Annotated in this window: 20 protein-coding genes; 9 read left to right on the forward strand and 11 right to left on the reverse strand. The window is 61.6% G+C overall.

The features are described 5' to 3' along the window. Nucleotides 1–67: 67 nt before the first annotated feature. A complete protein-coding gene (locus tag PZN02_RS04640; RefSeq protein WP_280660441.1) occupies nucleotides 68–1,921 on the reverse strand; it encodes a hypothetical protein in 1,854 nt (617 codons plus the stop codon). Nucleotides 1,922–2,184: 263 nt separating this feature from the next. On the opposite strand from PZN02_RS04640, the gene PZN02_RS04645 reads away from it, so the two are divergent. From PZN02_RS04645 to PZN02_RS04655, 3 genes are all read left to right on the forward strand, one after another. Further along, on the forward strand, nucleotides 2,185–3,177 hold the full coding sequence (locus PZN02_RS04645; protein ID WP_280660442.1) for a glycosyltransferase: 993 nt from the start codon (nucleotides 2,185–2,187) through the stop codon (nucleotides 3,175–3,177). A gap of 107 nt (nucleotides 3,178–3,284) precedes the next feature. After that, nucleotides 3,285–3,980: a class I SAM-dependent methyltransferase gene (locus PZN02_RS04650; RefSeq protein ID WP_280660443.1), complete on the forward strand. Its 696-nt coding sequence runs from the start codon at nucleotides 3,285–3,287 to the stop codon at nucleotides 3,978–3,980. 10 nt (nucleotides 3,981–3,990) lie between these two features. Continuing rightward, nucleotides 3,991–4,356, forward strand: a complete 366-nt coding sequence (locus PZN02_RS04655) for a DMT family transporter (protein WP_280660444.1) — start codon at nucleotides 3,991–3,993, stop codon at nucleotides 4,354–4,356. Between the two features lie 45 nt (nucleotides 4,357–4,401). Here PZN02_RS04655 and PZN02_RS04660 read toward each other — a convergent pair whose 3' ends face one another. Then, on the reverse strand, nucleotides 4,402–5,181 hold the full coding sequence (locus PZN02_RS04660) for a helix-turn-helix domain-containing protein (protein ID WP_280660445.1): 780 nt from the start codon (nucleotides 5,179–5,181) through the stop codon (nucleotides 4,402–4,404). Nucleotides 5,182–5,355: 174 nt separating this feature from the next. Beyond that, nucleotides 5,356–6,342, reverse strand: a complete 987-nt coding sequence (locus PZN02_RS04665) for a Gfo/Idh/MocA family protein (RefSeq protein WP_280660446.1) — start codon at nucleotides 6,340–6,342, stop codon at nucleotides 5,356–5,358. Nucleotides 6,343–6,630: 288 nt separating this feature from the next. Here PZN02_RS04665 and PZN02_RS04670 point away from each other — a divergent pair, with 288 nt between their 5' ends. Further along, nucleotides 6,631–7,581: an aldo/keto reductase gene (locus PZN02_RS04670; RefSeq protein WP_280660447.1), complete on the forward strand. Its 951-nt coding sequence runs from the start codon at nucleotides 6,631–6,633 to the stop codon at nucleotides 7,579–7,581. A 14-nt stretch (nucleotides 7,582–7,595) separates the two neighbouring features. Here PZN02_RS04670 and PZN02_RS04675 read toward each other — a convergent pair whose 3' ends face one another. Together PZN02_RS04675 and PZN02_RS04680 are read right to left on the reverse strand one after the other, a co-directional pair. Continuing rightward, the gene (locus PZN02_RS04675; RefSeq protein ID WP_280660448.1) at nucleotides 7,596–8,225 is read right to left on the reverse strand and encodes a hypothetical protein; all 630 of its coding nucleotides are present in this window, start codon (nucleotides 8,223–8,225) and stop codon (nucleotides 7,596–7,598) included. Between the two features lie 62 nt (nucleotides 8,226–8,287). Continuing rightward, complete coding sequence (locus PZN02_RS04680; RefSeq protein WP_280660449.1) at nucleotides 8,288–9,058, reverse strand: SDR family oxidoreductase; 771 nt, start codon at nucleotides 9,056–9,058, stop codon at nucleotides 8,288–8,290. A 209-nt stretch (nucleotides 9,059–9,267) separates the two neighbouring features. Between PZN02_RS04680 and PZN02_RS04685 the strand changes: the two genes are divergently transcribed. Beyond that, nucleotides 9,268–9,759: a YciE/YciF ferroxidase family protein gene (locus PZN02_RS04685; RefSeq protein WP_280660450.1), complete on the forward strand. Its 492-nt coding sequence runs from the start codon at nucleotides 9,268–9,270 to the stop codon at nucleotides 9,757–9,759. A gap of 410 nt (nucleotides 9,760–10,169) precedes the next feature. On the opposite strand, the gene PZN02_RS04690 is transcribed toward PZN02_RS04685, so the two are convergent. Continuing rightward, the gene (locus PZN02_RS04690; RefSeq protein ID WP_280660451.1) at nucleotides 10,170–11,060 is read right to left on the reverse strand and encodes a LysR family transcriptional regulator; all 891 of its coding nucleotides are present in this window, start codon (nucleotides 11,058–11,060) and stop codon (nucleotides 10,170–10,172) included. Nucleotides 11,061–11,241: 181 nt separating this feature from the next. On the opposite strand from PZN02_RS04690, the gene PZN02_RS04695 reads away from it, so the two are divergent. The 3 genes from PZN02_RS04695 to PZN02_RS04705 all read left to right on the forward strand — a co-directional run bounded on the left by PZN02_RS04695 (nucleotide 11,242) and on the right by PZN02_RS04705 (nucleotide 13,313). Continuing rightward, nucleotides 11,242–12,237: an aldo/keto reductase gene (locus tag PZN02_RS04695; protein ID WP_280660452.1), complete on the forward strand. Its 996-nt coding sequence runs from the start codon at nucleotides 11,242–11,244 to the stop codon at nucleotides 12,235–12,237. Nucleotides 12,238–12,555: 318 nt separating this feature from the next. Continuing rightward, nucleotides 12,556–12,915 (forward strand): nuclear transport factor 2 family protein, encoded by a 360-nt coding sequence (locus PZN02_RS04700; protein ID WP_280660453.1) that lies wholly within the window; start codon nucleotides 12,556–12,558, stop codon nucleotides 12,913–12,915. A 20-nt stretch (nucleotides 12,916–12,935) separates the two neighbouring features. Further along, nucleotides 12,936–13,313, forward strand: coding sequence for a VOC family protein (locus PZN02_RS04705; protein ID WP_280660454.1), 378 nt, complete (start codon nucleotides 12,936–12,938; stop codon nucleotides 13,311–13,313). Nucleotides 13,314–13,386: 73 nt separating this feature from the next. Here PZN02_RS04705 and pheT read toward each other — a convergent pair whose 3' ends face one another. The 5 genes from pheT to infC all read right to left on the reverse strand — a co-directional run bounded on the left by pheT (nucleotide 13,387) and on the right by infC (nucleotide 18,586). Next, on the reverse strand, nucleotides 13,387–15,813 hold the full coding sequence (gene pheT / locus PZN02_RS04710) for a phenylalanine--tRNA ligase subunit beta (protein WP_280660455.1): 2,427 nt from the start codon (nucleotides 15,811–15,813) through the stop codon (nucleotides 13,387–13,389). Nucleotides 15,814–15,848: 35 nt separating this feature from the next. Continuing rightward, complete coding sequence (gene pheS, locus PZN02_RS04715; protein ID WP_280660456.1) at nucleotides 15,849–16,931, reverse strand: phenylalanine--tRNA ligase subunit alpha; 1,083 nt, start codon at nucleotides 16,929–16,931, stop codon at nucleotides 15,849–15,851. Between the two features lie 199 nt (nucleotides 16,932–17,130). Next, complete coding sequence (gene rplT / locus PZN02_RS04720; protein WP_280660457.1) at nucleotides 17,131–17,535, reverse strand: 50S ribosomal protein L20; 405 nt, start codon at nucleotides 17,533–17,535, stop codon at nucleotides 17,131–17,133. Nucleotides 17,536–17,572: 37 nt separating this feature from the next. After that, a complete protein-coding gene (rpmI, locus tag PZN02_RS04725) occupies nucleotides 17,573–17,776 on the reverse strand; it encodes a 50S ribosomal protein L35 (RefSeq protein ID WP_026613581.1) in 204 nt (67 codons plus the stop codon). A gap of 273 nt (nucleotides 17,777–18,049) precedes the next feature. Next, nucleotides 18,050–18,586, reverse strand: a complete 537-nt coding sequence (infC, locus tag PZN02_RS04730) for a translation initiation factor IF-3 (RefSeq protein WP_180941375.1) — start codon at nucleotides 18,584–18,586, stop codon at nucleotides 18,050–18,052. 218 nt (nucleotides 18,587–18,804) lie between these two features. On the opposite strand from infC, the gene PZN02_RS04735 reads away from it, so the two are divergent. After that, nucleotides 18,805–19,614: an alpha/beta hydrolase gene (locus PZN02_RS04735; RefSeq protein ID WP_280660458.1), complete on the forward strand. Its 810-nt coding sequence runs from the start codon at nucleotides 18,805–18,807 to the stop codon at nucleotides 19,612–19,614. The last annotated feature ends 192 nt before the right edge of the window (nucleotides 19,615–19,806 follow it).

Here is a 19,806-nt window from a genome sequence, read left to right on the forward strand (position 1 = left end):
AACCGACAGCGCTGCGAAGATCAGCAGCTGCACGCTCCCTTTCTACCGTTTTTCTGCTGATGTCGGCTCATTCCGCGACTTGCGGTAGAATATTTGCCTTGAGCCGGAAAAGTTTTACGCCCGTACCCGCCGTAACCGGCAATGGCTCGAGGAAATCCGGTGTTTCTCCCGCGGCGAGACGGCCATAAAGCCCCGTGGGCTCCTTCTTGACGATCATCCGCGTTTGCGGATCGTCCGCGCAGAAGGCCAGCACCGGCTCGCCCAGCGCCTTCAGCATCCGCGCCGACTCATCCGGCGCCGCCAATCCGATCCGAAGCTCAGCCAACATGCCTTGCGGATTTCTGTGATAAGGCGCGCTCAGGGCGCGATGCTCTGTGAAGCGCAGGATCGAAGCGCCCATGTTGGACGGATCGACAACGAGGGTCGGCTCGATTTTCCGCAGATCCGCCATTGCCGCCGATGAATAGCAGCGGTCCGCGCTGTTCTGCCCGTTGGCCGCGCCGCCTGCCATTTCCTTGACGCCGTTGACCGCCAACTCGCCCGCCACCGCCCAGACAGCCGGGACGGAAACGAGCACGGCCAAGACATAGATGACGGATGCGAATGGACCGGCGCCCCCCTGCATCGTCCTCGATCTTAGATCGACGAGCAGAAGCGAAATCGGCAGGATGGAAAGCAGATTGGAGAAGACGGCGGCGCGAACCTGCATCAGCGCAATGCCCCAGTTGACGAGAACTACCGCCAATAGGATGAGAGACAGGCCGGTGCGTTCGCCCCGCCAGATGCGCCAGAGGCAAAGCCCGACGGCGAGAAGGCCCGCAGCATAGAAACCGCCGAGGCTACCCGGGTCCTGCTCCGCGACGAACAGGAATGATCGTGCCTCGATAACACGGTCGAGCCAGAGCGCGCGCAGGAGTGGATCGAGATCGGAGAGCGGATTTCGCAGGCACTCGGGTGCAATGCCGAGAAGCACGCCTGCGATTACGACGCCGTTGGCGGCGAGAACCGCAAACCGAGCCGGCCGACCAAGGCCGCTTGCAACCGTGGCCGCGGCAGCAAGCAAGACGCCGCCCGTCGCGGACAGGGCATAGAATGCGATCGAGAGGCTATCGCAGGTAACCGCGCCATAGAGATGCGGCGCTACGGTCAGAAAGAACGCGGCGGTCACGGTTGCTGCCAGGGCCGCACCGAAGGCGATGGCTGCAGGGGCGAACACCCGCCCCTCCCAGGCCCAGATAACAGCGACAACAAGGCATATCGCCGCAACGAAAGGCGTCGTCTCGACGCCGATGGCCATTGCCAAGGCCGCGGCGGCACCGGCGATCGCGAAGTTGGTCGCCCGATATCGCTGATCGACCACCATCGCCACCATTGTCGCCACCAGGACGAGCTGGACATTATGGTGATCGATCGCTCCGGCCAGAAAGCGGTTGCTGGTCGCAACGAAGATCGCTGTCAATCCGAGGCAGAAATGGATGCATAGCGGGCCGCCAATCCGTCGGCCCGCCAAACCCATGACGGCAAGCAATGGAATGACCAGCACGAACGGCCAGATGGCCAAGGCGATCATTTCGGCTCGCTCGGCGCCGGCGATCGGCTCGAAGAGGGAGATAAGTGCCGCAATCGGCAGGTCGATGAGACGCGACCAGTGCATCAATGTGCCGCCATCGAGGCCGAGCCTTGTCTGGGTGAGGTCGAACCAACTTTGCCCGGCCAGAAGGTCGCGGACCTGAACGAGCCGCATCGCGTCGTCGTTGTCGCGGCCGACATAGTCCTCTGCGCGCAGCATTCCGACGGCGAGAAATGCAATTAACGGCAGACAGTAGGCGAATATCATCCACGGCAATCGCGACGACAACGGAGCGTGGCTTGCACCGGCGTTCTCATCCGACACAATCCATGTCCCGCCCGTCTCTGTCATCGGACTATCCACCCGCCGCTGGGATCACGGCTGCGATTGGATTGAAGCGGTCCAAGAACGCTGCGTGATCGATCGTTTGATGCGAAGAACCGCGTCACGGTTCCGCTTGAAGTGCGCCGCAATCTTAGCGAGCGCCAATCAAGAAAGCGTAAAGCTGCGGCCGAGGCGCGGATCGCGCGCTCGATGCTCCCGGCCGGCATAGCGTCTTGTTAACCGCACCGCGTGTAGGATCGCTTGAGTTCCCGCCACTGGAGCAGCGATCCATGTCCGATCAGCTAGAAATCGCCGTCCTCCTGCCTTGTTACAATGAGGCATCGACGATCGGTCAGGTCGTGCGCGACTTCGGGGCGGCGCTGCCGTCCGCGCGCATCTATGTCTACGACAACAATTCGATCGACGGCACGCCGCTGCAGGCGATGCTTGCCGGGGCCACGGTCGTGCGCGAGCGCCGTCAGGGCAAGGGTCATGTCGTCCGGCGCATGTTCGCCGACATCGAGGCGGACATCTATGTCATGGCCGATGGGGACGGCACCTATTCTCCTGGGGATGCTGAAGATCTCATTCGCACGCTTCTGACCGAGCAGGCGGACATGGTCGTGGGAACCCGCAGGAATATCCGGGTGGAAGCGGGGCGCCAGGGCCACGCCTTCGGCAACCGTATCTTCAATCTCCTCTACCGTTCGATCTTCGGTACCGACTTCAGCGATATCTTCTCGGGCTACCGGGCCTTTTCACGCCGTTTCGTGAAGAGTTTTCCCGCCGTTTCCAACGGATTCGAAATCGAGACGGAGATGTCGGTGCACGCATCCCGGCTCAAGCTGCCCGTCACCGAGCTCGAACTCGACTATGGCCGGCGGCCCGAGGGTTCGCATTCGAAGCTTTCGACCTTCAAGGACGGCGCCAAAATCCTCTGGATGTTTGCCATGCTGATGAAGGAGACGCGGCCTTTCGCGTTTTTCGGTCTGATCAGTGCTGCGTTCCTGGGTGCGAGCCTCATTTTCATGGCGCCGGTGCTCATCGAATATTTCGAAACCGGCCTTGTGCCGCGCCTGCCGACCTGGGTCCTTTCGATGGCGCTCTTGCTGGTGGCGATCATGCTATTCACCGCCGGCCTCATTCTCGATTCCGTCTCGCGCGCTCGAACCGAGCAGTTGCGGATCCACTACATGACGATCGCCCGGCAAAGACCGCACGACGATGAAAAATCGCCGGCAATTCCTGTCTCCATGCCGAAGCGGCGGATCAGGAAAGCCTGAGACCTGGAGCATTTCACGATTTCTTCGAAACAGTGCTCTAACTCTTTTGAAACGACGCAATTCCGGACGGAAAACCGTTTCCTGGAATTGCTTTAGGGATATTTCCGATGAACCGGGAAACGACAAACCGCATACGCTTCGTCATCGAGGACGTCATCCCGCCCATCCTGCGCGATTCGCGCCTCTTTAAGAGTATGGCGAGTCTTGCCTGGGGCGACCATATCTCGCATCTCGCGCGCTTTCGCGAGCGAGCGCCGTTCCTTTCCGCCGAGGAGTATGAACAGCTTTACCGGCAGCATCCGCGCGTGCATGAAGGAACCGACAACTCCGAGGCCTGCATCCGCAAGATCACGGCCGAGATCCGCGGCATCAGCGTCTGCGACGTCGGCTGCGGCACCGGCGCGCTGCTCAAGCGGATCCGAAGCGCCAACCCGACTCTGAAACGGCTCGCCGGCGTCGATTTCGCCATCGACGATGCCTCAGCGATCGACGGCGTCGAATATGTTGCCGCCAAGATCGAGGAGCTGCCGTTTTCAGACGGAGAGTTCGACACGGTCGTCTGCACCCATGTGATCGAACATATTCTCGACTATCGCCGGGCGATCTCGGAGCTCCGCCGCATCGCGCGGCAGCGGGTGATCATCGTCGTGCCGCGCGAGCGGGAATACCGCTACACGTTCAACCCGCATTTCAACTTCTTCCCCTACACGCATTCTTTCCTCAGGGCGATGCATCCGGTGCCCGAGCGACATGAGTGCGTCGACATCGGGCGCGACATTTTCTATCGCGAAGACAAGTCGTGAGGCTCAACGGATGATCGCTTTCAATCTCGCGCCGGCCGTCTGGTTCGGGCTGATCTTCACGCCGATCCTGATTTCGACCGGGCAGATCCTGTTCAAGCTGACCAGCGCGAGAACGGACGGCTTCGATTTCCGGAGCTTGGCGGCGCTAATGTCGAACCCAATGCTGCTCACAGCGCTGGCACTCTATGGCCTCGGTACGATCATCTGGATCTTCACCTTGAGGTCCGTGCCGCTGACGCTTGCCTACTCCTTCATGGCGCTGACATTCTGCTTCGTCCCGCTGTTCGCGGCCCTCTTTCTCGGCGAGGCGCTCACCATTCGTTATGCCGCCGGCGCCGCGCTCATCATCGGCGGCATGATCGTCATAAATTCCTGAAGCCCTATTGCGTTCAACAAAAACCGTCCTGGGTTCTCACAAGCATTAATCCGGATGCTCGAAGAAGCGCCGCGTCGCGTCGTCGGCCGGAAAGAAAGATTCGATCAGCACACCCTCGACCAGCGCGTCCTGGGTCGAGCCGAAGGTCGAAAGCGTGGTGATGAAACTGAGTTCGGTGCTGCCGACGCGCAGTTCGACCGGTAGCACCGGCAGCCGATCGGTCTCGGGATAGTTGCCGATTGCCCGGGCGACCGCCGGATCGGCGACGAGACGCTCCAGCCGCCTTTGCAAGGGACTGCGTGGCCCCTGCAGCCAGGCCTCCATCCGCACCCTCTGGACGAGGTCCGCGGCGGCTGCCTCCCAGTTGATGACGAGCGCGCGGATGCTCTCCGATCCGAGGAAAGCGTCGAGGAAGTTCTGACCGGGGTTGACGGGTATCTTCGTCGCTTCCGCGAGTGCGGCAAAGGCGGGAGTGGTGAGCAGCACGGTGTATTCATGGTCGAAGACGAGACCGGGATAGGGAGCATGGCGCTCGAGCATCAGCCGGATCGCGCTTGCGACGGCGGGAGGCATGGCGTCGAGCCCGCGAGCGGGACGTGTCGTGATCCGCGGCCTGTAGCCTGCGGCGGTAAAGAGCGAGCCCTGATCCCGGGCCGGAATATCGAGCACCGACGCCAGCCGCAGGATCATTCCCTCGGACGGTTTCGAGCGGCCGGTTTCCAGAAACGAAAGGTGGCGCGCGGAAATTCCAGCGGCAACGGCGAGATCGAGCTGGCTCATGCGGCGATGACCGCGCCATTCCTTCAGGTGACGGCCGAATTCCATGAACCCCTTTCCTCCATTGCGCCGGCAGATTGGCCCGATGGAAGCGCAAAATCCATTACCTCAGAGGTAATCGGTTTGATGATCACCTAAAGCGCCGCGCAGTAGCGCACGAGAGCGCTTCCAACAAATGGCCCGCTCGAGGCGGGCCATCATTCGCCGGCTAATGTTTCGGTTTTAGACTGTCTCCCAGCCGTCCTTTTCGCTCGCCCGGTAGATGGCGTCGATGAGCTTCTGGTTGAGGCGCGAGTTCTCGAGCGTCACCACTTCCTCCGGCTGGCCGGTTGCCGCGCGCGAGAACGCCTCAGCCTCGAGCTTGTACTGGCGCGCATCCTGGAAGCGGAAGAGCTGTGACTGGGCGTGATTCTGGTTGGTCAGTTCCACCTCCTCGCGGCCGTAGCGGTCCGCATTGAAGGGCGACTTCACCTCGATGTAGCCCTTGTCGCCGTGGAAGACCATGACCTGACGGGCGGCAAGCTGGGTCGAAATGTAGAAGCTCAGCTCGAAATCGCCGAAGTCGGCGCGCACGCTCGAATAGATGTCGGTGCCGAATTCCGGGTCGCGGTCGGTATTGGCCTGAATGCGAACCGGCTCCTTGCCGGTCACGAAGCGGGTCGTGATCGTCGGATAGACGCCGATATCCGGCAGGCCGCCGCCACCGAGTTCCGGGACGTTGCGCATGTTGCCGGGATCGCGATTGTAATAGGTGAAGGCGCCCTGGACATGCCTGAGCTTGCCGATCGCTCCTTCCGCAAGCAGCGAGCGCACCTTCCGCCACACCGGGCTATAAGTCACCATGAAAGCTTCCGAAACCAACACCTTATTGCTGTCGCGCGCTGCGATCAGTGCGTCGATCTCCTCCGCCTTGAGCGCGATCGGCTTTTCGCAGAGCACGTGCTTGCCGGCGTCCGCCGCCTTGATCGTCCATTCCACGTGCTGCGAGGTCGGCAGCGGAATGTAGACGGCATCGATCAGGTCGGATGCCAGCATTTCCTCGTAGGATCCAAACGCATGCGGCACCGAGAAACGGTCGGCCATCGCTCTCGCCTTGGCGAGATCACGGCTGGCGATCGCCGAGACCACGCAGTTTTCCGCGTCCTGAATGGCGGGCACGACGAGTTCGCGGCCGATCCTGGCCGTCGACAGAATTCCGAAACGAAGCATGGCAAGACTCCTTCTTGGCTGCGCCGACACTAGCCCCGAGGTACGTACCTAGCAACCATGCGACGCTCAGAAAAACCACCGAGCGGGATGAGGAAAAGTGTGCGCGGTTTTCCGCTCGCGTCCCGCGTCTCAACTTATTAGAATCGATCACGTTTATGATTCTGCGGCAATCAGACTCAAAATCATCTTGATCTGGCAGGTGTCATTCTGCCCAATGCTGACCTATCTTTCAGCCCGCAATCCTCCCGATCGCAGACTTGTTTTCATCCAACCTTGTGGAGTGAAACCATGGAAAAGCGCAGACTCGGCCGCACCGGTCTCTCGATTGCGCCGCTCGTTTTCGGCGGCAACGTCTTTGGCTGGACGGCGGATGAGAAGACATCCTTCACCTTGCTCGATGCCTTCTTCGACGCCGGCTTCAACTCCGTCGACACAGCGGACGCCTATTCGTCATGGGTACCCGGAAACAAGGGCGGTGAATCCGAAACGATCATCGGCAAGTGGCTGAAGCGGTCAGGCCGTGCGCGCGACGAAGCCGTCATTGTCACCAAGGTCGGATCGGAGCTGGGGCCGGACCGTAAGGGCCTTTCGCGGCGCTGGATCATGCAAGCGGTCGAGGATTCGCTGCGCCGTCTGCAGACCGACCATATCGACGTCTACCTGTCGCATTGGCCGGATCCAGAGACGCCTTATGAGGAAACGCTTGCCGCCTATGATGCGCTTCTCACCGAGGGCAAGGTCCGCGCTATCGGCGCATCGAACCTCGATGCGACGCAGTTGCGCAACGCCCTCGACGTCTCGGCGACGAAGGGACTGCCACGCTACGCCGTGCTGCAGCCGGAATACAATCTCTACGACCGGGCGTCCTTTGACGGCCCCCTGCGAGAGCTCTGCATCGCCGAGGAAATCGGTGTCATCACCTATTTCAGCCTGGCGCGGGGATTCCTTTCCGGCAAATACCGCTCGCACATCGACCTCGAGGGTTCCGCCCGCGGTGGCGGCGTCGAGAAATATCTCGACGGGCGCGGCATGCGCATCCTCGGCGTCCTGGATGAAATCGCCGAGGAAACCGGGGCGAAACAGGCGGAAATCGCGCTTGCCTGGATCATCGCCCGCAAGGGCGTGACCGCGCCGATCGCCAGCGCAACCAATCTCGATCAACTGGCGAGCCTCGTGAAGTCTGCCGAGCTCAAGCTTTCCGACGAGGCGATCGGCAGGCTGAACGACGTGAGCGAGTAGCGGATGCGGGCGGATTACAAACTCGCCACCTTCGCGAGCGGTGGAAAGCCTGCATAGTGCTCGGCGTGGCTGCCCTCGTGGTTGGCCATGCCCGGCTTCGTCAAAAGCCCGCGCGGCTCGGCATAGCTTCTGATGGTGCGGCGCGGCCTCTCGTGCCACTGGATGTTGAAGGCCCAGAGTTTTGGAAAGAAGCAGAGCGAAGCATAAGGCAGGTGGTCGTGGATCCACCAGGCAAGACTCTGCCAGCCGCCGCCCTCACGCTCCCGGTCCCAAACCCAGGGAATGACGACGCAGGCGGTTGCGCCCATGCATCCGTCGGCGTCGCGCATATCCCATATGTGGTCGGCCGCCGTCGCCGCATTGGTGGAGCAATTGAGCTTGTTGGCGTTGCCGAAAGCGTTGACCGCGCGATTGCGATAAGCGGAGCGGATGTGGAGGCGACCGAAGGTCGCCTGCAACGGTTCAAGCAGTTCCTCGCACAGTTTTCTCCCCGCCTCGATGGCGAGATCCGGATCGTCCGGAATGTTCGGAATGCGATAAAAGTCGGCAATCTCGGAATGCAGGAAGTCCCGCAGGAAGAAGTTTTGCGAGAGCCTGACGCGACCGAGATCCTCGAGCGATTTCATCGATCCGGGTTTCTTCATGCTCTGCTCCTCCCTGAGGTCTCCGAGGCGCGACTGTGCCTATGCGCTCGATGATTGCAAGATCAGGTGCGGTTGATCGAGACGCCGCCATCGACGAGCAGCGCCGTCCCGGTGACAAAGCTCGCGGCATCGGACGCGAGATAGAGCGCGGCTTCGGCGATCTCCTCGGAGCGCCCCATCCGTTTCAGCGCGTGCAGGCCTTCGATGAAGCCTCGGGTTTCCGGCGCCGCACCCGGCAGGTTCGCGTGGTTGGACGGCGTGTCGGTCCCGCCCGGCAGCAGCGCGTTGACGCGCACGCTCCCCGCCCCGAATTCGACCGCCAGCGACTGTGTGAGGCCGACAAGACCCGCCTTGCTCGCCGCATAGGCGGTGGTTCCCGGAAAGCCAGCGGTGTGTCCGACGAAACTCGACGTAAAGATCAGCGAACCGCCGCCACGGGCCACCATTGCCGGTATCTGATGCTTGGCTGCAAGGAAAGCGCTCGTCAGGTTCGTGTCGAGCGTTTCCCGCCAGTCCTCGACGGAGAGCGACGGGAGTTCGCCCATCGCGCCCACCGTCCCGGCATTGTTGAAGGCGATATCCAACCCACCGAAGCGGCGGACCGCGAGATCGACCAGCGCCTTGTTCAGTGCCTCGTCACGGATGTCGCCGGCGAGGATCGCGGCCTCGCCGCCCGCGTCTTCGATTTCCTGCGCGAGTTGCTTGAGTTCGCGCTCGCGCCGCGCGGTAATGACGAGCTTTGCGCCTTCACGGGCAAAAAGCGCGGCGGCGGCGCGGCCGATACCCGAGCTTGCCCCAGTTATGATCGCGGTCTTTCCTTCAAGTCTTGGCATCACGGATTCCTTTCTCGATAGCGACAAAGAAATCCCAGATCCGGCGCCAAGCGGCCACCCGATTCCCGAGGCCGAGAGAAGGCCGGTCCCTCCGGATTTTCGACGTGAAGAGCACAGCTACGCTGCAAATTTGCCTGCCCGGAACAAAGACGGTTCGACAGTGTTTCGTTGGCGCTACCGCAAAAACACGACCCGAAAGGATGCCGACTATGGCCAAGGAAAAAAACCTGAACGACCTGTTCCACGATACTCTGAAAGACATCTATTACGCCGAGCGAAAGATCCTGAGGGCTCTGCCGAAGATGGCACGCGGCGCCCAGGCACCGGAACTCAAGGCCGCTTTCGAGAAGCACCGGGAACAGACGGAAACCCATGTCGAACGGCTGCAGCAGGTCTTCGACATGATCGGCAAACGCGCACAGGGCAAAACCTGCGAGGCGATCGAAGGCATTATTGCCGAGGGCGAGGAGATCATGGAGGAGTTCAAGGGTACTCCCGCACTCGACGCCGGCCTGATCTCCGCCGCGCAGTCCGTCGAGCATTACGAGATCGCTCGCTACGGCACCTTGAAGACCTGGGCGCAAACGATCGGCCTGAAGGACGCCGTATCGCTTCTCGACAAGACTCTGAAGGAAGAATTCGTGACCGACGAGGAGCTGACGAAACTCGCCATGGCGCAAGCGAACAAGAAGGCCGCATGATCGTTCGTGGCGGCCGGCGCTATTGCATGATCCTTAAATCGTAGCCGATTTAGAGCCCTTCAGGGTTAAATGGAAGCAGTTCTGCCGGAGCAGGTTTTCGTCAGGGCAGAGGCGATTGGCGAAGGGGCGTACCAGATGTACGTCCGAGCCGATCGCCTCTGAGCCTGGCGGAAAGATGCCGGCCCTTCGGGTTGGCTGAAACGGGCCGCCTGATCGGCCGGCCGGCTTGGACGTATGCTTTGGCTACGCCGCGCGCCGGCCGGTCGACCATCCGACTCCGTTTGAGCCAACAGAACTGTTTCCATTTAACCCTGAAGGGCTCTAAGGATAAAAACATGCAACAATTCAAAGTGCTACAGCGTCCTTTGCGCGTCTGACAAGACGCGCGGCGCTGTAGACGCCGGTCGCCGTCACTCCACGTGCCGGAAGAAATCGATGAAGGCTCTGAGCGCTGGGCGCATCTGGCGACGGCTGGGATAATAGAGATAGGGGCCGGCATAGGGGGCGCACCAATCTTCGAGCACACGCTCCAGTCTGCCCGCGGCAATGTATTCAGCCACGCGCGTTTCGAAGAGGTAGGCAAGGCCGGCCCCGCCGAGCGCCGCCTTGATGATCGGCCGGTCCTCACCGAGTATCAAAGGGCCAGCCACCGAGACGGTTATCTCCTCCCCCTCCTTCTCGAATTCCCAACGATAGAGCGTGCCGTTTGAAAAGCGCCGGCGAATGCAGCGGTGCCCGGCGAGATCGCGCGGGTGAGCGGGTCTCCCGTGGCGTTCGAAATAGGGCGGCGCGGCGACCACAGCGCTTGTCAGGTCCGGACCGACTTTCACCGCGATCATGTCGGCTTCCAGGCTCTCGCCAAGCCTGATGCCAGCGTCATAACCCTGTTCGACAATGTCGGTGAAGCCGTCCTCGTTGGCGATCTCCAGAACGATATCGGGATAGCGATCGAGAAAAGCGCCGAGACGAGGCGCAAGGATGAGATCGGCCGCAAAGCGCGGCGCGGTAATGCGCAGATTCCCTGCGGGGCGCTCGCGTGCCTCGGCTGCGGCCTCCAGCGCATGGGCGATTTCGTCGAGTGCCGGGCGCAGCCGTTCCAGGAGCCGCCGCCCTTCTTCCGTCGGTGCGACGCTGCGTGTGGTGCGGGAGAGGAGCCGGACGCCGAGGCTCGCCTCGAGACTGCCGACAGCATGGCTGACGGCGGATGGAGCGACACCGAGTTCCTTTGCCGCGCCGCGGAAGCTGCCATGCGCGGCGACGGCGGAGAGGACGGCGAGTTGGGAAAGCTGCGTGCGGTTCATTGATCGAAATAATAGAACAACCCGTGAGAATTGACAGAGATTTTCAGCCGCGCATGGCGGCCCTATCTTCCTCTTGCCGTCGGACCGGACAGTGCGCCACGACGGCCATCCGCTTCTTTCGACGCCAGCCGCACGCCGCCTCCCGCGCGGCAGCCCGTGTCCAAGCCTGAAAGGACCTCACATGAAAACCCGCAATCTCGGAAATCAACTGACTGTCTCTACCATCGGCCTTGGCTGCATGGGCATGAGCTTCGCCTATGGCGAGGCGGACGAGCAAGAATCGATCCGCACGCTCCATCGCGCCGTCGAACTCGGTGTGACTTTCTTCGATACGGCCGAAGTTTATGGCCCCTATGAAAACGAGAAGCTGCTCGGCAAGGGGTTGAAGGACCGGCGCGACCGGGTAACGATCGCGACGAAGTTCGGCTTCCGCATCGAGCCGGGCAAACCGGCGGCCGAAGCGATCAAGGGTGTCGATGGGCGGCCGGAAAACGCTAGAGCCGTCGCCGAAGCCTCGTTGAAGCGGCTCGGAACCGATGTCATCGATCTCTATTACCAGCATCGCGTCGACCCGAACGTCCCGATCGAGGAAACGGTCGGCGCAATGGCTGAACTCGTTAAGGAGGGCAAGGTACGCGCGCTTGGCCTTTCGGAGGCGAGTGCCGCCACCATTCGCCGCGCTCATGCGGTCCACCCGATCGCGGCGGTGCAGAGCGAGTATTCCCTATGGTCGCGCGACCCGGAAGAGGAGGTGCTCGCCACCTGCCGAGAGCTCGGTATCGGCTTCGTTCCCTACAGTCCGCTGGGGCGCGGCATGCTGACCGGCACGATCGCCAAGGTGGATGATCTCGCCGCCGACGATTTCCGCCGATCGCTGCCGCGCTTCCAGGCAGAAAACCTGAACGCAAACGCCGCTCTGGTCTCGACTCTCGAAACGCTGGCGGCGGAAAAAGGCGTCACCGCCGCCCAGCTCGCGCTCGCCTGGGTCATCAACCAGGGCGACTTCATCGTGCCGATTCCGGGCGCCCGCAAGATCCGGCATCTGGAAGAGAATGTTGCCGCCGCGGATATCGTGCTTTCCGACGCCGAGCTGAACAAACTCGCCGAGATCCTGTCGCCGGCCCTTGTTGCCGGCAAGCGCTACACCGAAGCTTCGCTGGCTCTGACGAACCGGTAAGACGCATTTGCCTCCCGGACACTCCGGCACGCGGGAAGGCATCGCATTTCGCCTGCGATGCCCTACCTATAGTGCAGTCGGCCTACAGCGCCGCGCGTCCAATCGGACGCGCTAGCGCGGGATGAGGAAAAGTGTGTACGGTTTTCCGCCCGCATCCCGCGCTAACTTATTAGAATCGATCACGTTTATGATTTTAGGTCGATCAGACCTAAAATCATCGTGATCTAGGGTCGCTGTAGCACTTTGAATTGCTGCATGATTTTGTCCTTAAATCGATGCCGATTTAAGGAATCATGCAGGAAAGAAGGAGGATGAGGAATGTCCGAAGAGCAGGCGATCAGCGCAGTAGTCCACCTCTATGTCGACGGCATGGCCTTCGCCAACGAGGCGGCGCTGCGCAAGGCCTTTCACCCGAACGCCTCGATCGTCGGTAATTATGAGGGGGCCATCGAGTGGCTGACCCGCGACGCCTTCATAGCAGCGATCCTGAAGGAAGGCTCGGCACCACCGGAAAGGCAGCCTCTCATGGACGTGGAGGTGATCCACATCACCGGCGACGCGGCGAGCGTGAAGGTCGTCGATGAATTCGCCGGCTCACGCTATACGGATTACCTGTCGCTGCTGAAAGTCGACGGACGGTGGCTGATCGTCAACAAGGTCTGGCACGTCCATTCATGAGTGCTTGTGCAGACGTGCGAATGTCGGGCGCTGGAACGGTGATCGGGATTGATCACGTGCAACTCGCGATGCCGGAGGGTGGCGAAGCTGAAGCTCGCCGTTTCTATGCCGACCTTCTCGGCATTCCGGAGGTGCCGAAACCATCGAATCTTTCCCAGCGTGGCGGCTGCTGGTTCCACCGAGCGGGCCTCAAGATCCATCTCGGCGTGGAGAAGCAGTTTTCGCCCGCCCGCAAGGCGCACCCCGCCTTCATCGTCGACAACCTTCTCGCACTGATCTCACGGCTCGAGGCGGCCGGATTTGAAGCAACGGAAGATGAGCCACTTGCGGGATTCGTCCGCTGGTATGTCAGCGACCCGTTTGGTAACCGGATAGAGTTGATGCAGCCGGTGGGCTGATCACGTCAGATCGCGGCAGACCGGGAGCTGAACGCACGGAAAGGCCGCTGCTGGCAGCGGCCTCCCTCTTTCATCAGGCGCGGAGCACGCCGCCGGTGCTCTTCGCCACGTTGGCGATGATCTTCGAAGTCAGCGCCTCGAAATCCTCGTCGGTCAGCGTACGTTCGACCGGCTGGATCGTTACCTCGATCGCCACCGACTTCTTGCCCTCGCCAAGGGATGCTCCCTCGAACACGTCGAAGACGTTGACTCCGGTCACCAGCTTGCGGTCGGCACCGGAGGCGGCCCTGAGGATCGCAGCCGCCTCGACCGCCTTGTCGACGACGAAGGCGAAGTCGCGCTTGACCGCCTGGAACGGCGAAAGCTCCAGCGCCGGCTTGGTGCGCGTTGCCTTCTTCTTCGGCTCGGGCATCGCGTCGATATAGACCTCAAAACCGCAAAGGCCCCCCGATACGTCGAGGGCATCGAGCGTCTTCGGATGAAACTCGCCGAAGCTGCCGAGAACGATCTTCGGACCGAGCTTGATCGTGCCGGAGCGGCCGGGGTGATACCAGGTCGGGCCGCCGGCCTCGAAGTGGACATTGCCCATCGGCACGCCGCACGCCTCAAGCACGGCGATGGCATCGGCCTTGGCGTCGAAGACATCGACCGGCTTGCCGCCGCCCTTCGCCGCATTCGACCAGAGCCGGCCGGCACCGTTCAGCGACGCCGTACCGCGGCGGACACCGCCGGCTACACGGCGCTGGGCTTCCGGCGTGTCGCCTTCGTAGGTCCCGGAGACCTCGAAGATCGCGACGTCGCCATAGCCCTTGTCGGCATTGCGCTGCGCAGCGGTGAGCAGCCCCGGCAGCAGCGAGGGCCGCATGTCGGACATGTCGGCGGCGATCGGATTGGCGAGTTTCAGCGCCGGTTGGCCGCCGCCGAAGAGCTTCGCCTGCTCCTGCGAGATGAAAGACCAGGTGACCGCTTCGAGCATGCCGCGGCTTGCAAGCGCGCGTTTGGCCTGGCGCGTGCGGATCTGCAGCGTCGTTAGGATCTTGCCGTTAACGACGTTGTGGCTTTCGAGCGGCGCCGCAAGGATGTTGTCGACGCCATGAATGCGCATGACTTCCTCGACGAGATCCGCCTTGCCGTCCACGTCCGGGCGCCAGGAGGGCACGGTAACGCGGAAGCGCTCGCCGGAGCCCTCCACGCCAAAGCCGAGCTTCGTCAGGATCGCGACACTTTCTTCGGTGGAGACCTCGAGGCCGGTCAGCCGCTTCACCTCCGAGACCGGGAAGTCGACCACCTTGGGCGTATGTCCCTCATAGCCGACCACATCCAGCCTGGCGGCCGTTCCACCGCAGAACTGCAGCACCAGCTCCGTGGCCCGCTCCACGCCCGGCACCATGTATTCCGGATCGACGCCGCGCTCGAAACGATAACGCGCATCGGTGATGATGCCGAGGGTGCGGCCGGTCTTGGCGATGTTCATCGGATCCCAGAGAGCGGATTCGATCAGCACATCGGTCGTGTTCTCGTCGCAGCCGGAGTGCTCGCCGCCCATGATGCCGCCGATCGACTCGATGCCATCCTCGTCGGCAATCACCACATTGGCCGGCGACAGCGTATATTCGCGCGTGTCGAGCGCCAGCACCTTCTCGCCCTCCTTCGCCCGGCGAACCCTGAGGTTGCCGGTGACCTTGGCGGCATCGAAGACGTGCAGCGGCCGGCCCTGGTCGAAGGTCAGGTAGTTGGTGATGTCGACGAGCGCGTTGATCGGCCGGAGCCCGATGGCGTTCAATCGCTGGCGCATCCAGGCCGGGCTCGGGCCATTCGTGACGCCGCGCACAAGGCGGAGCGCGAAGCCGGGGCAGAGATGCTTGTCCTCGCCGAGATCGAGTCTCACCTTGACCGGCGTTTCGCCTTCGACCGCGAAGGACGGTGCCGGTTGCGCTTTCAATGTGCCGAGGCCGGAAGCGGCGAGATCGCGGGCGATGCCGTGAACGCTTGTGCAATCCGGCCGGTTCGGCGTCAGATTTATCTCGATGACCGGATCGTCGAGCCCGGCATAAGCCGCATAGCTCGTGCCGATCGGAGCATCCTCCGGCAGATCGATGATGCCGGTGTGGTCGTCGGAAATCTCCAATTCCTTTTCCGAGCACATCATGCCGCGGCTTTCGACGCCGCGGATATTGCCGACGGAAAGCGTGACATCGATGCCAGGCACGTAGGTGCCGGGGGCAGCGAAGGCGCCGATAAGGCCCTTGCGCGCATTCGGTGCGCCGCAGACGACCTGAACCGGCTGGCCGTTGCCGGTGTCGACCATCAGCACCTTCAGCTTGTCGGCGTTCGGGTGCTGCTCGGCGGAGACCACTTTCGCGATGACAAAGGGCTTGAACGCCGCCTTGTCGTCGACATCCTCGACTTCCAGCCCGATCATCGTCAGGCGGGCGCAGATTTCCTCGAGCGAGGCGTCGGTTTCCAGATGGTCCTTCAGCCAGGAAAGCGTGAATTTCATGTTTTCACCTGTGTCCCAAAAATATCAGCGCGCGATCAAGCGGAGAGGCCGCCGAACAGCGTCGGCATGTCGAGTGGGCGGAAGCCGTAATGGGTCATCCAGCGGACGTCGGCGTTGAAGAAGTCGCGCAGGTCCGGCATGCCGTATTTCAGCATGGCGATGCGGTCGAGGCCCATACCCCAGGCAAAGCCCTGATACTCGTCCGGATCGAGACCGCCGGCGCGCAGCACGTTCGGATGGACCATGCCGCAGCCGAGGATTTCCATCCAGTCCGTGCCTTCGCCGAACTTGACGATCGGGCCGGAACGGTCGCACTGGATATCGACCTCGAAGGACGGCTCGGTGAAGGGGAAGAAGGACGGGCGGAACCGCATCGTCACCTGGTCCACTTCGAAGAACGCCTTGCAGAACTCTTCCAGCACCCAGCGCATGTTGGCGACATTCGCCGTCTTGTCGATCACCAGACCCTCGACCTGGTGGAACATCGGCGAATGGGTGGCGTCCGAGTCCTGCCGGTAGGTCTTGCCGGGGATGATGATGCGGATCGGCGGCTGCTCAGCCTCCATCGTGCGAATTTGCACCGGCGAGGTGTGCGTGCGCAGCACCTTGCGCTCGCCTTTCTCATCCGGCTGGAAGAAGAAGGTGTCGTGCATCTCGCGGGCCGGATGGCCTTCGGGGAAATTCAGCGCCGTGAAGTTATAGTAGTCCGTTTCGATGTCCGGCCCTTCGGCGATCGAGAAGCCCATGTCGCCGAAGATCGCGGTGATCTCGTCGACGATCTGGCTGATCGGATGGATGCGGCCGCGCTCGGCCGGCGAGGAACGGACGGGCAGGCTGATGTCCACCGCCTCACGTGCCAGCCGCTCGGCGATCGCCGCATCCTTCAAGGCGAGCTTCCGGGCGGAGATCGCTTCGGTCACTGTGTTCTTCAGCGCATTGATCCGGGCGCCGCGAGTCTGGCGCTCCTCCGGCGACATCGTGCCGAGCGTCTTCAAGAGTTCGGAAATGGAGCCCTTCTTGCCGAGCGCGCCGACGCGCACCGCCTCGATCGCTCCCTCGTCGGCGGCGGCATCGATTTCCGCCAGCAAAATCCGTTCCAATGTTTCCAGTTCGCTCATTCTGTCCTGCCTCGATGCGGGAATGGTTCGGTATATCGGTGTTCAATTCTTCAGCAATGTGATCGCGCCCAACGTCGGTCGGAGAGATCGACCGTGGCTGCGACCATGGCTGGCAAGCCGAAAAAAGAAAAAACCCGCGCCAGCCCTGCCAGCGCGGGTTTCCCAACAATTTCAGAAACGGTCTTGGGAAAACGCTGGCTTAACGGACAGCGCTTTCAAACTCGTTTGTCGTGCCGGCTTCCTTGAGATAGGCAAGCGCCTTCTTGGCGGCTTCGACGAGCGCGCCGAATGCTGCCGTCTCATGGATTGCCATGTCGGACAGAACCTTGCGGTCGACTTCGATGCCGGCCTTGTTGAGACCGTCGATGAAACGGCCATAGGTCAGGCCGTGCTCGCGGACGGCAGCGTTGATGCGTTGGATCCAGAGAGCGCGGAAGTTGCGCTTGTTAACCTTGCGGTCGCGGTAGGCGTACTGCTTGGAACGATCCACTGCGGCCTTGGCGGCGCGAATGGTGTTCTTGCGGCGGCCGTAGAAGCCCTTGGCGGCCTTGAGCGTCTTCTTGTGCTTGGCGTGGGCGGTCACACCGCGTTTTACACGTGCCATGTCATGATCTCCTTAAGTATCCAATATGCCCGACGTCTCAGAGACCGTTCGGCAGATAGTTCTTGACGACCTTTTTGCCGTCAGCTTCGGCGAGAACCATGGTTCCGCGCGCGTCGCGAATGAACTTGTTGGACCGTTTGATCATGCCGTGGCGCTTGCCAGCAGCAGCAGCTCTAACCTTGCCGGTAGCGGTGACTTTGAACCGCTTCTTGGCAGACGATTTCGTCTTCATCTTGGGCATTTTGCTACTCCATTGTTCTTAAATTGTGCGAAACAGGCAGACGAAGCCCGTTTCCAGCGTTAAGAACGGCCACGGCATGCCCTGCCGGACCGTTCGGACGGGGGCTTATAACCGTACGCCCTGAAAAACGCAAGCGGGCAAACGAAGGAGCCGGGTGCGACTCGAAGCCCGTGTCGCTTGGCTCGGCAGCCAGCCTGCGGGGGGCGATGCCCGTCAAACAAAAAGCCGCCTCAGCGGCGGCTTCCCGTCATATTCATGATCGGTGGGCGCCGATCACTTCGGCGCGAGCACCATCATCATCTGGCGGCCCTCGAGCTTCGGCTCGGCTTCCACCTTGGCGATCGCCTGGGTGTCATCCTTCACCTGCAACAGAAGCTTCATGCCGAGTTCCTGGTGGGCCATTTCGCGACCGCGGAACTTCAGCGTCACCTTGACCTTGTCGCCTTCCTCGAAGAAGCGATTCATCGCCTTCATCTTCACCTCATAATCATGGGTGTCGATGTTCGGACGCATCTTGATTTCTTTGATCTCGACGATCTTTTGCTTCTTGCGCGCTTCGGCGGCCTTCTTCTGGTTCGCGTATTTCAGCTTGCCCAGATCGAGAATCTTGCACACTGGCGGTTCTGAATTCGGTGCGATCTCTACCAGATCAAGACCGGCTTCATCCGCCATGCGGAGTGCCTGGTCGATCGGAACGACGCCGATATTCTGGCCTTCGGCATCGATAAGCTGAACCCGGGGGACCCGGATCTCCTTGTTTGAGCGCGGCCCCTCTTTAACCGGGGCGTCCGCTTTGAACGGTCTGCGAATGGTCGTACTCTCCTCGAGCTATTGACGTACATATGGTCTGCTTGAACGGTCAGCGCGATCTCAAACGAAGCGCTTGAAACTGTCACTGACGGCAATGTGTGAATTGCGGCGCCAGAGTCAATAGCATGGCTCGCAAGGAAAATCACCCTCTGTCGAAGCATAGGCGAATCTGTTTTAGAAGGAATCTGCCGCCCCGCCGTCTTTCAAGAGGAAATCCGATGTCAACAGCGCCAGCCGAAACGGAAATCACGCGGATCGAGGTGGGCAGCGGTGCTTCCACGCGCTCGATCGCCATGCGGGTCTTTCGCACGGAGCCGCGCTCTCAGCACCCCGCGCTTGTGTGGCTCGGCGGCTATCGCTCCGACATGACCGGCACGAAGGCCGTCGAGGTCGAGCACTATGCCCGCGCGGCCGGAACCGACTGCATCCGTTTCGACTATTCTGGCCACGGCTCCTCCGGCGGCGATTTCCGGGACGGCACGATCTCGCGCTGGATCGAAGAAAGCCTTGCCGTCATCGACCACGCCGCGCCGGCATCGCGCCTGATCCTCATCGGCTCCTCGATGGGCGGCTGGGTCGCCTTACGACTCGTTCAGGAACTCAAACGGCGCGGCGAGACGGGCCGCGTCGCAGGACTCGTGCTGATCGCTCCCGCCCCGGACTTCACGGCGGAACTCATCGAACCCAATCTCACCGAAGCCGAGAAAACCTCGCTTGCCGAACGCGGCTATTTCGAGGAGCCGTCGCAATACAGTCCCGAGCCCAACATCTATACGCGGGCGCTGATCGAAGACGGCCGCGCCAATCGCGTGCTTTTGGGGCCGGTCGAAACGGGCTGCCCTGTCCATATCCTCCAGGGCATGCGTGATCCCGATGTGCCCTATGCCCATGCGCTGAAGCTGATGGAGCATATGCCGGCCGACGATGTCGTGATGACCCTCATTCGCGATGGCGACCATCGGCTGTCGCGCGACGAGGATATTGCCAAATTGAAACAGGCGATCGGCGCCATGCTGACGCAAGCCTGAACGCGCGGCTAGGCCACTTGGACTAGCCAAAAGGTCTCAAATCACTTCGGAAGACATAGGCCAAGTCGCTATGCCGCAGAGATTTCTGCGTCCTTCTGTCGCCATTTTAACCATAAGACGGACTAGGCCGAATCAGATGATTGACTCCGACACGCCGACAATATTAACTCTTTGTTAACGATTAGAGCAGCG

Origin of the sequence: Sinorhizobium garamanticum, assembly GCF_029892065.1 — a bacterium.
GTDB lineage: Bacteria > Pseudomonadota > Alphaproteobacteria > Rhizobiales > Rhizobiaceae > Sinorhizobium > Sinorhizobium garamanticum.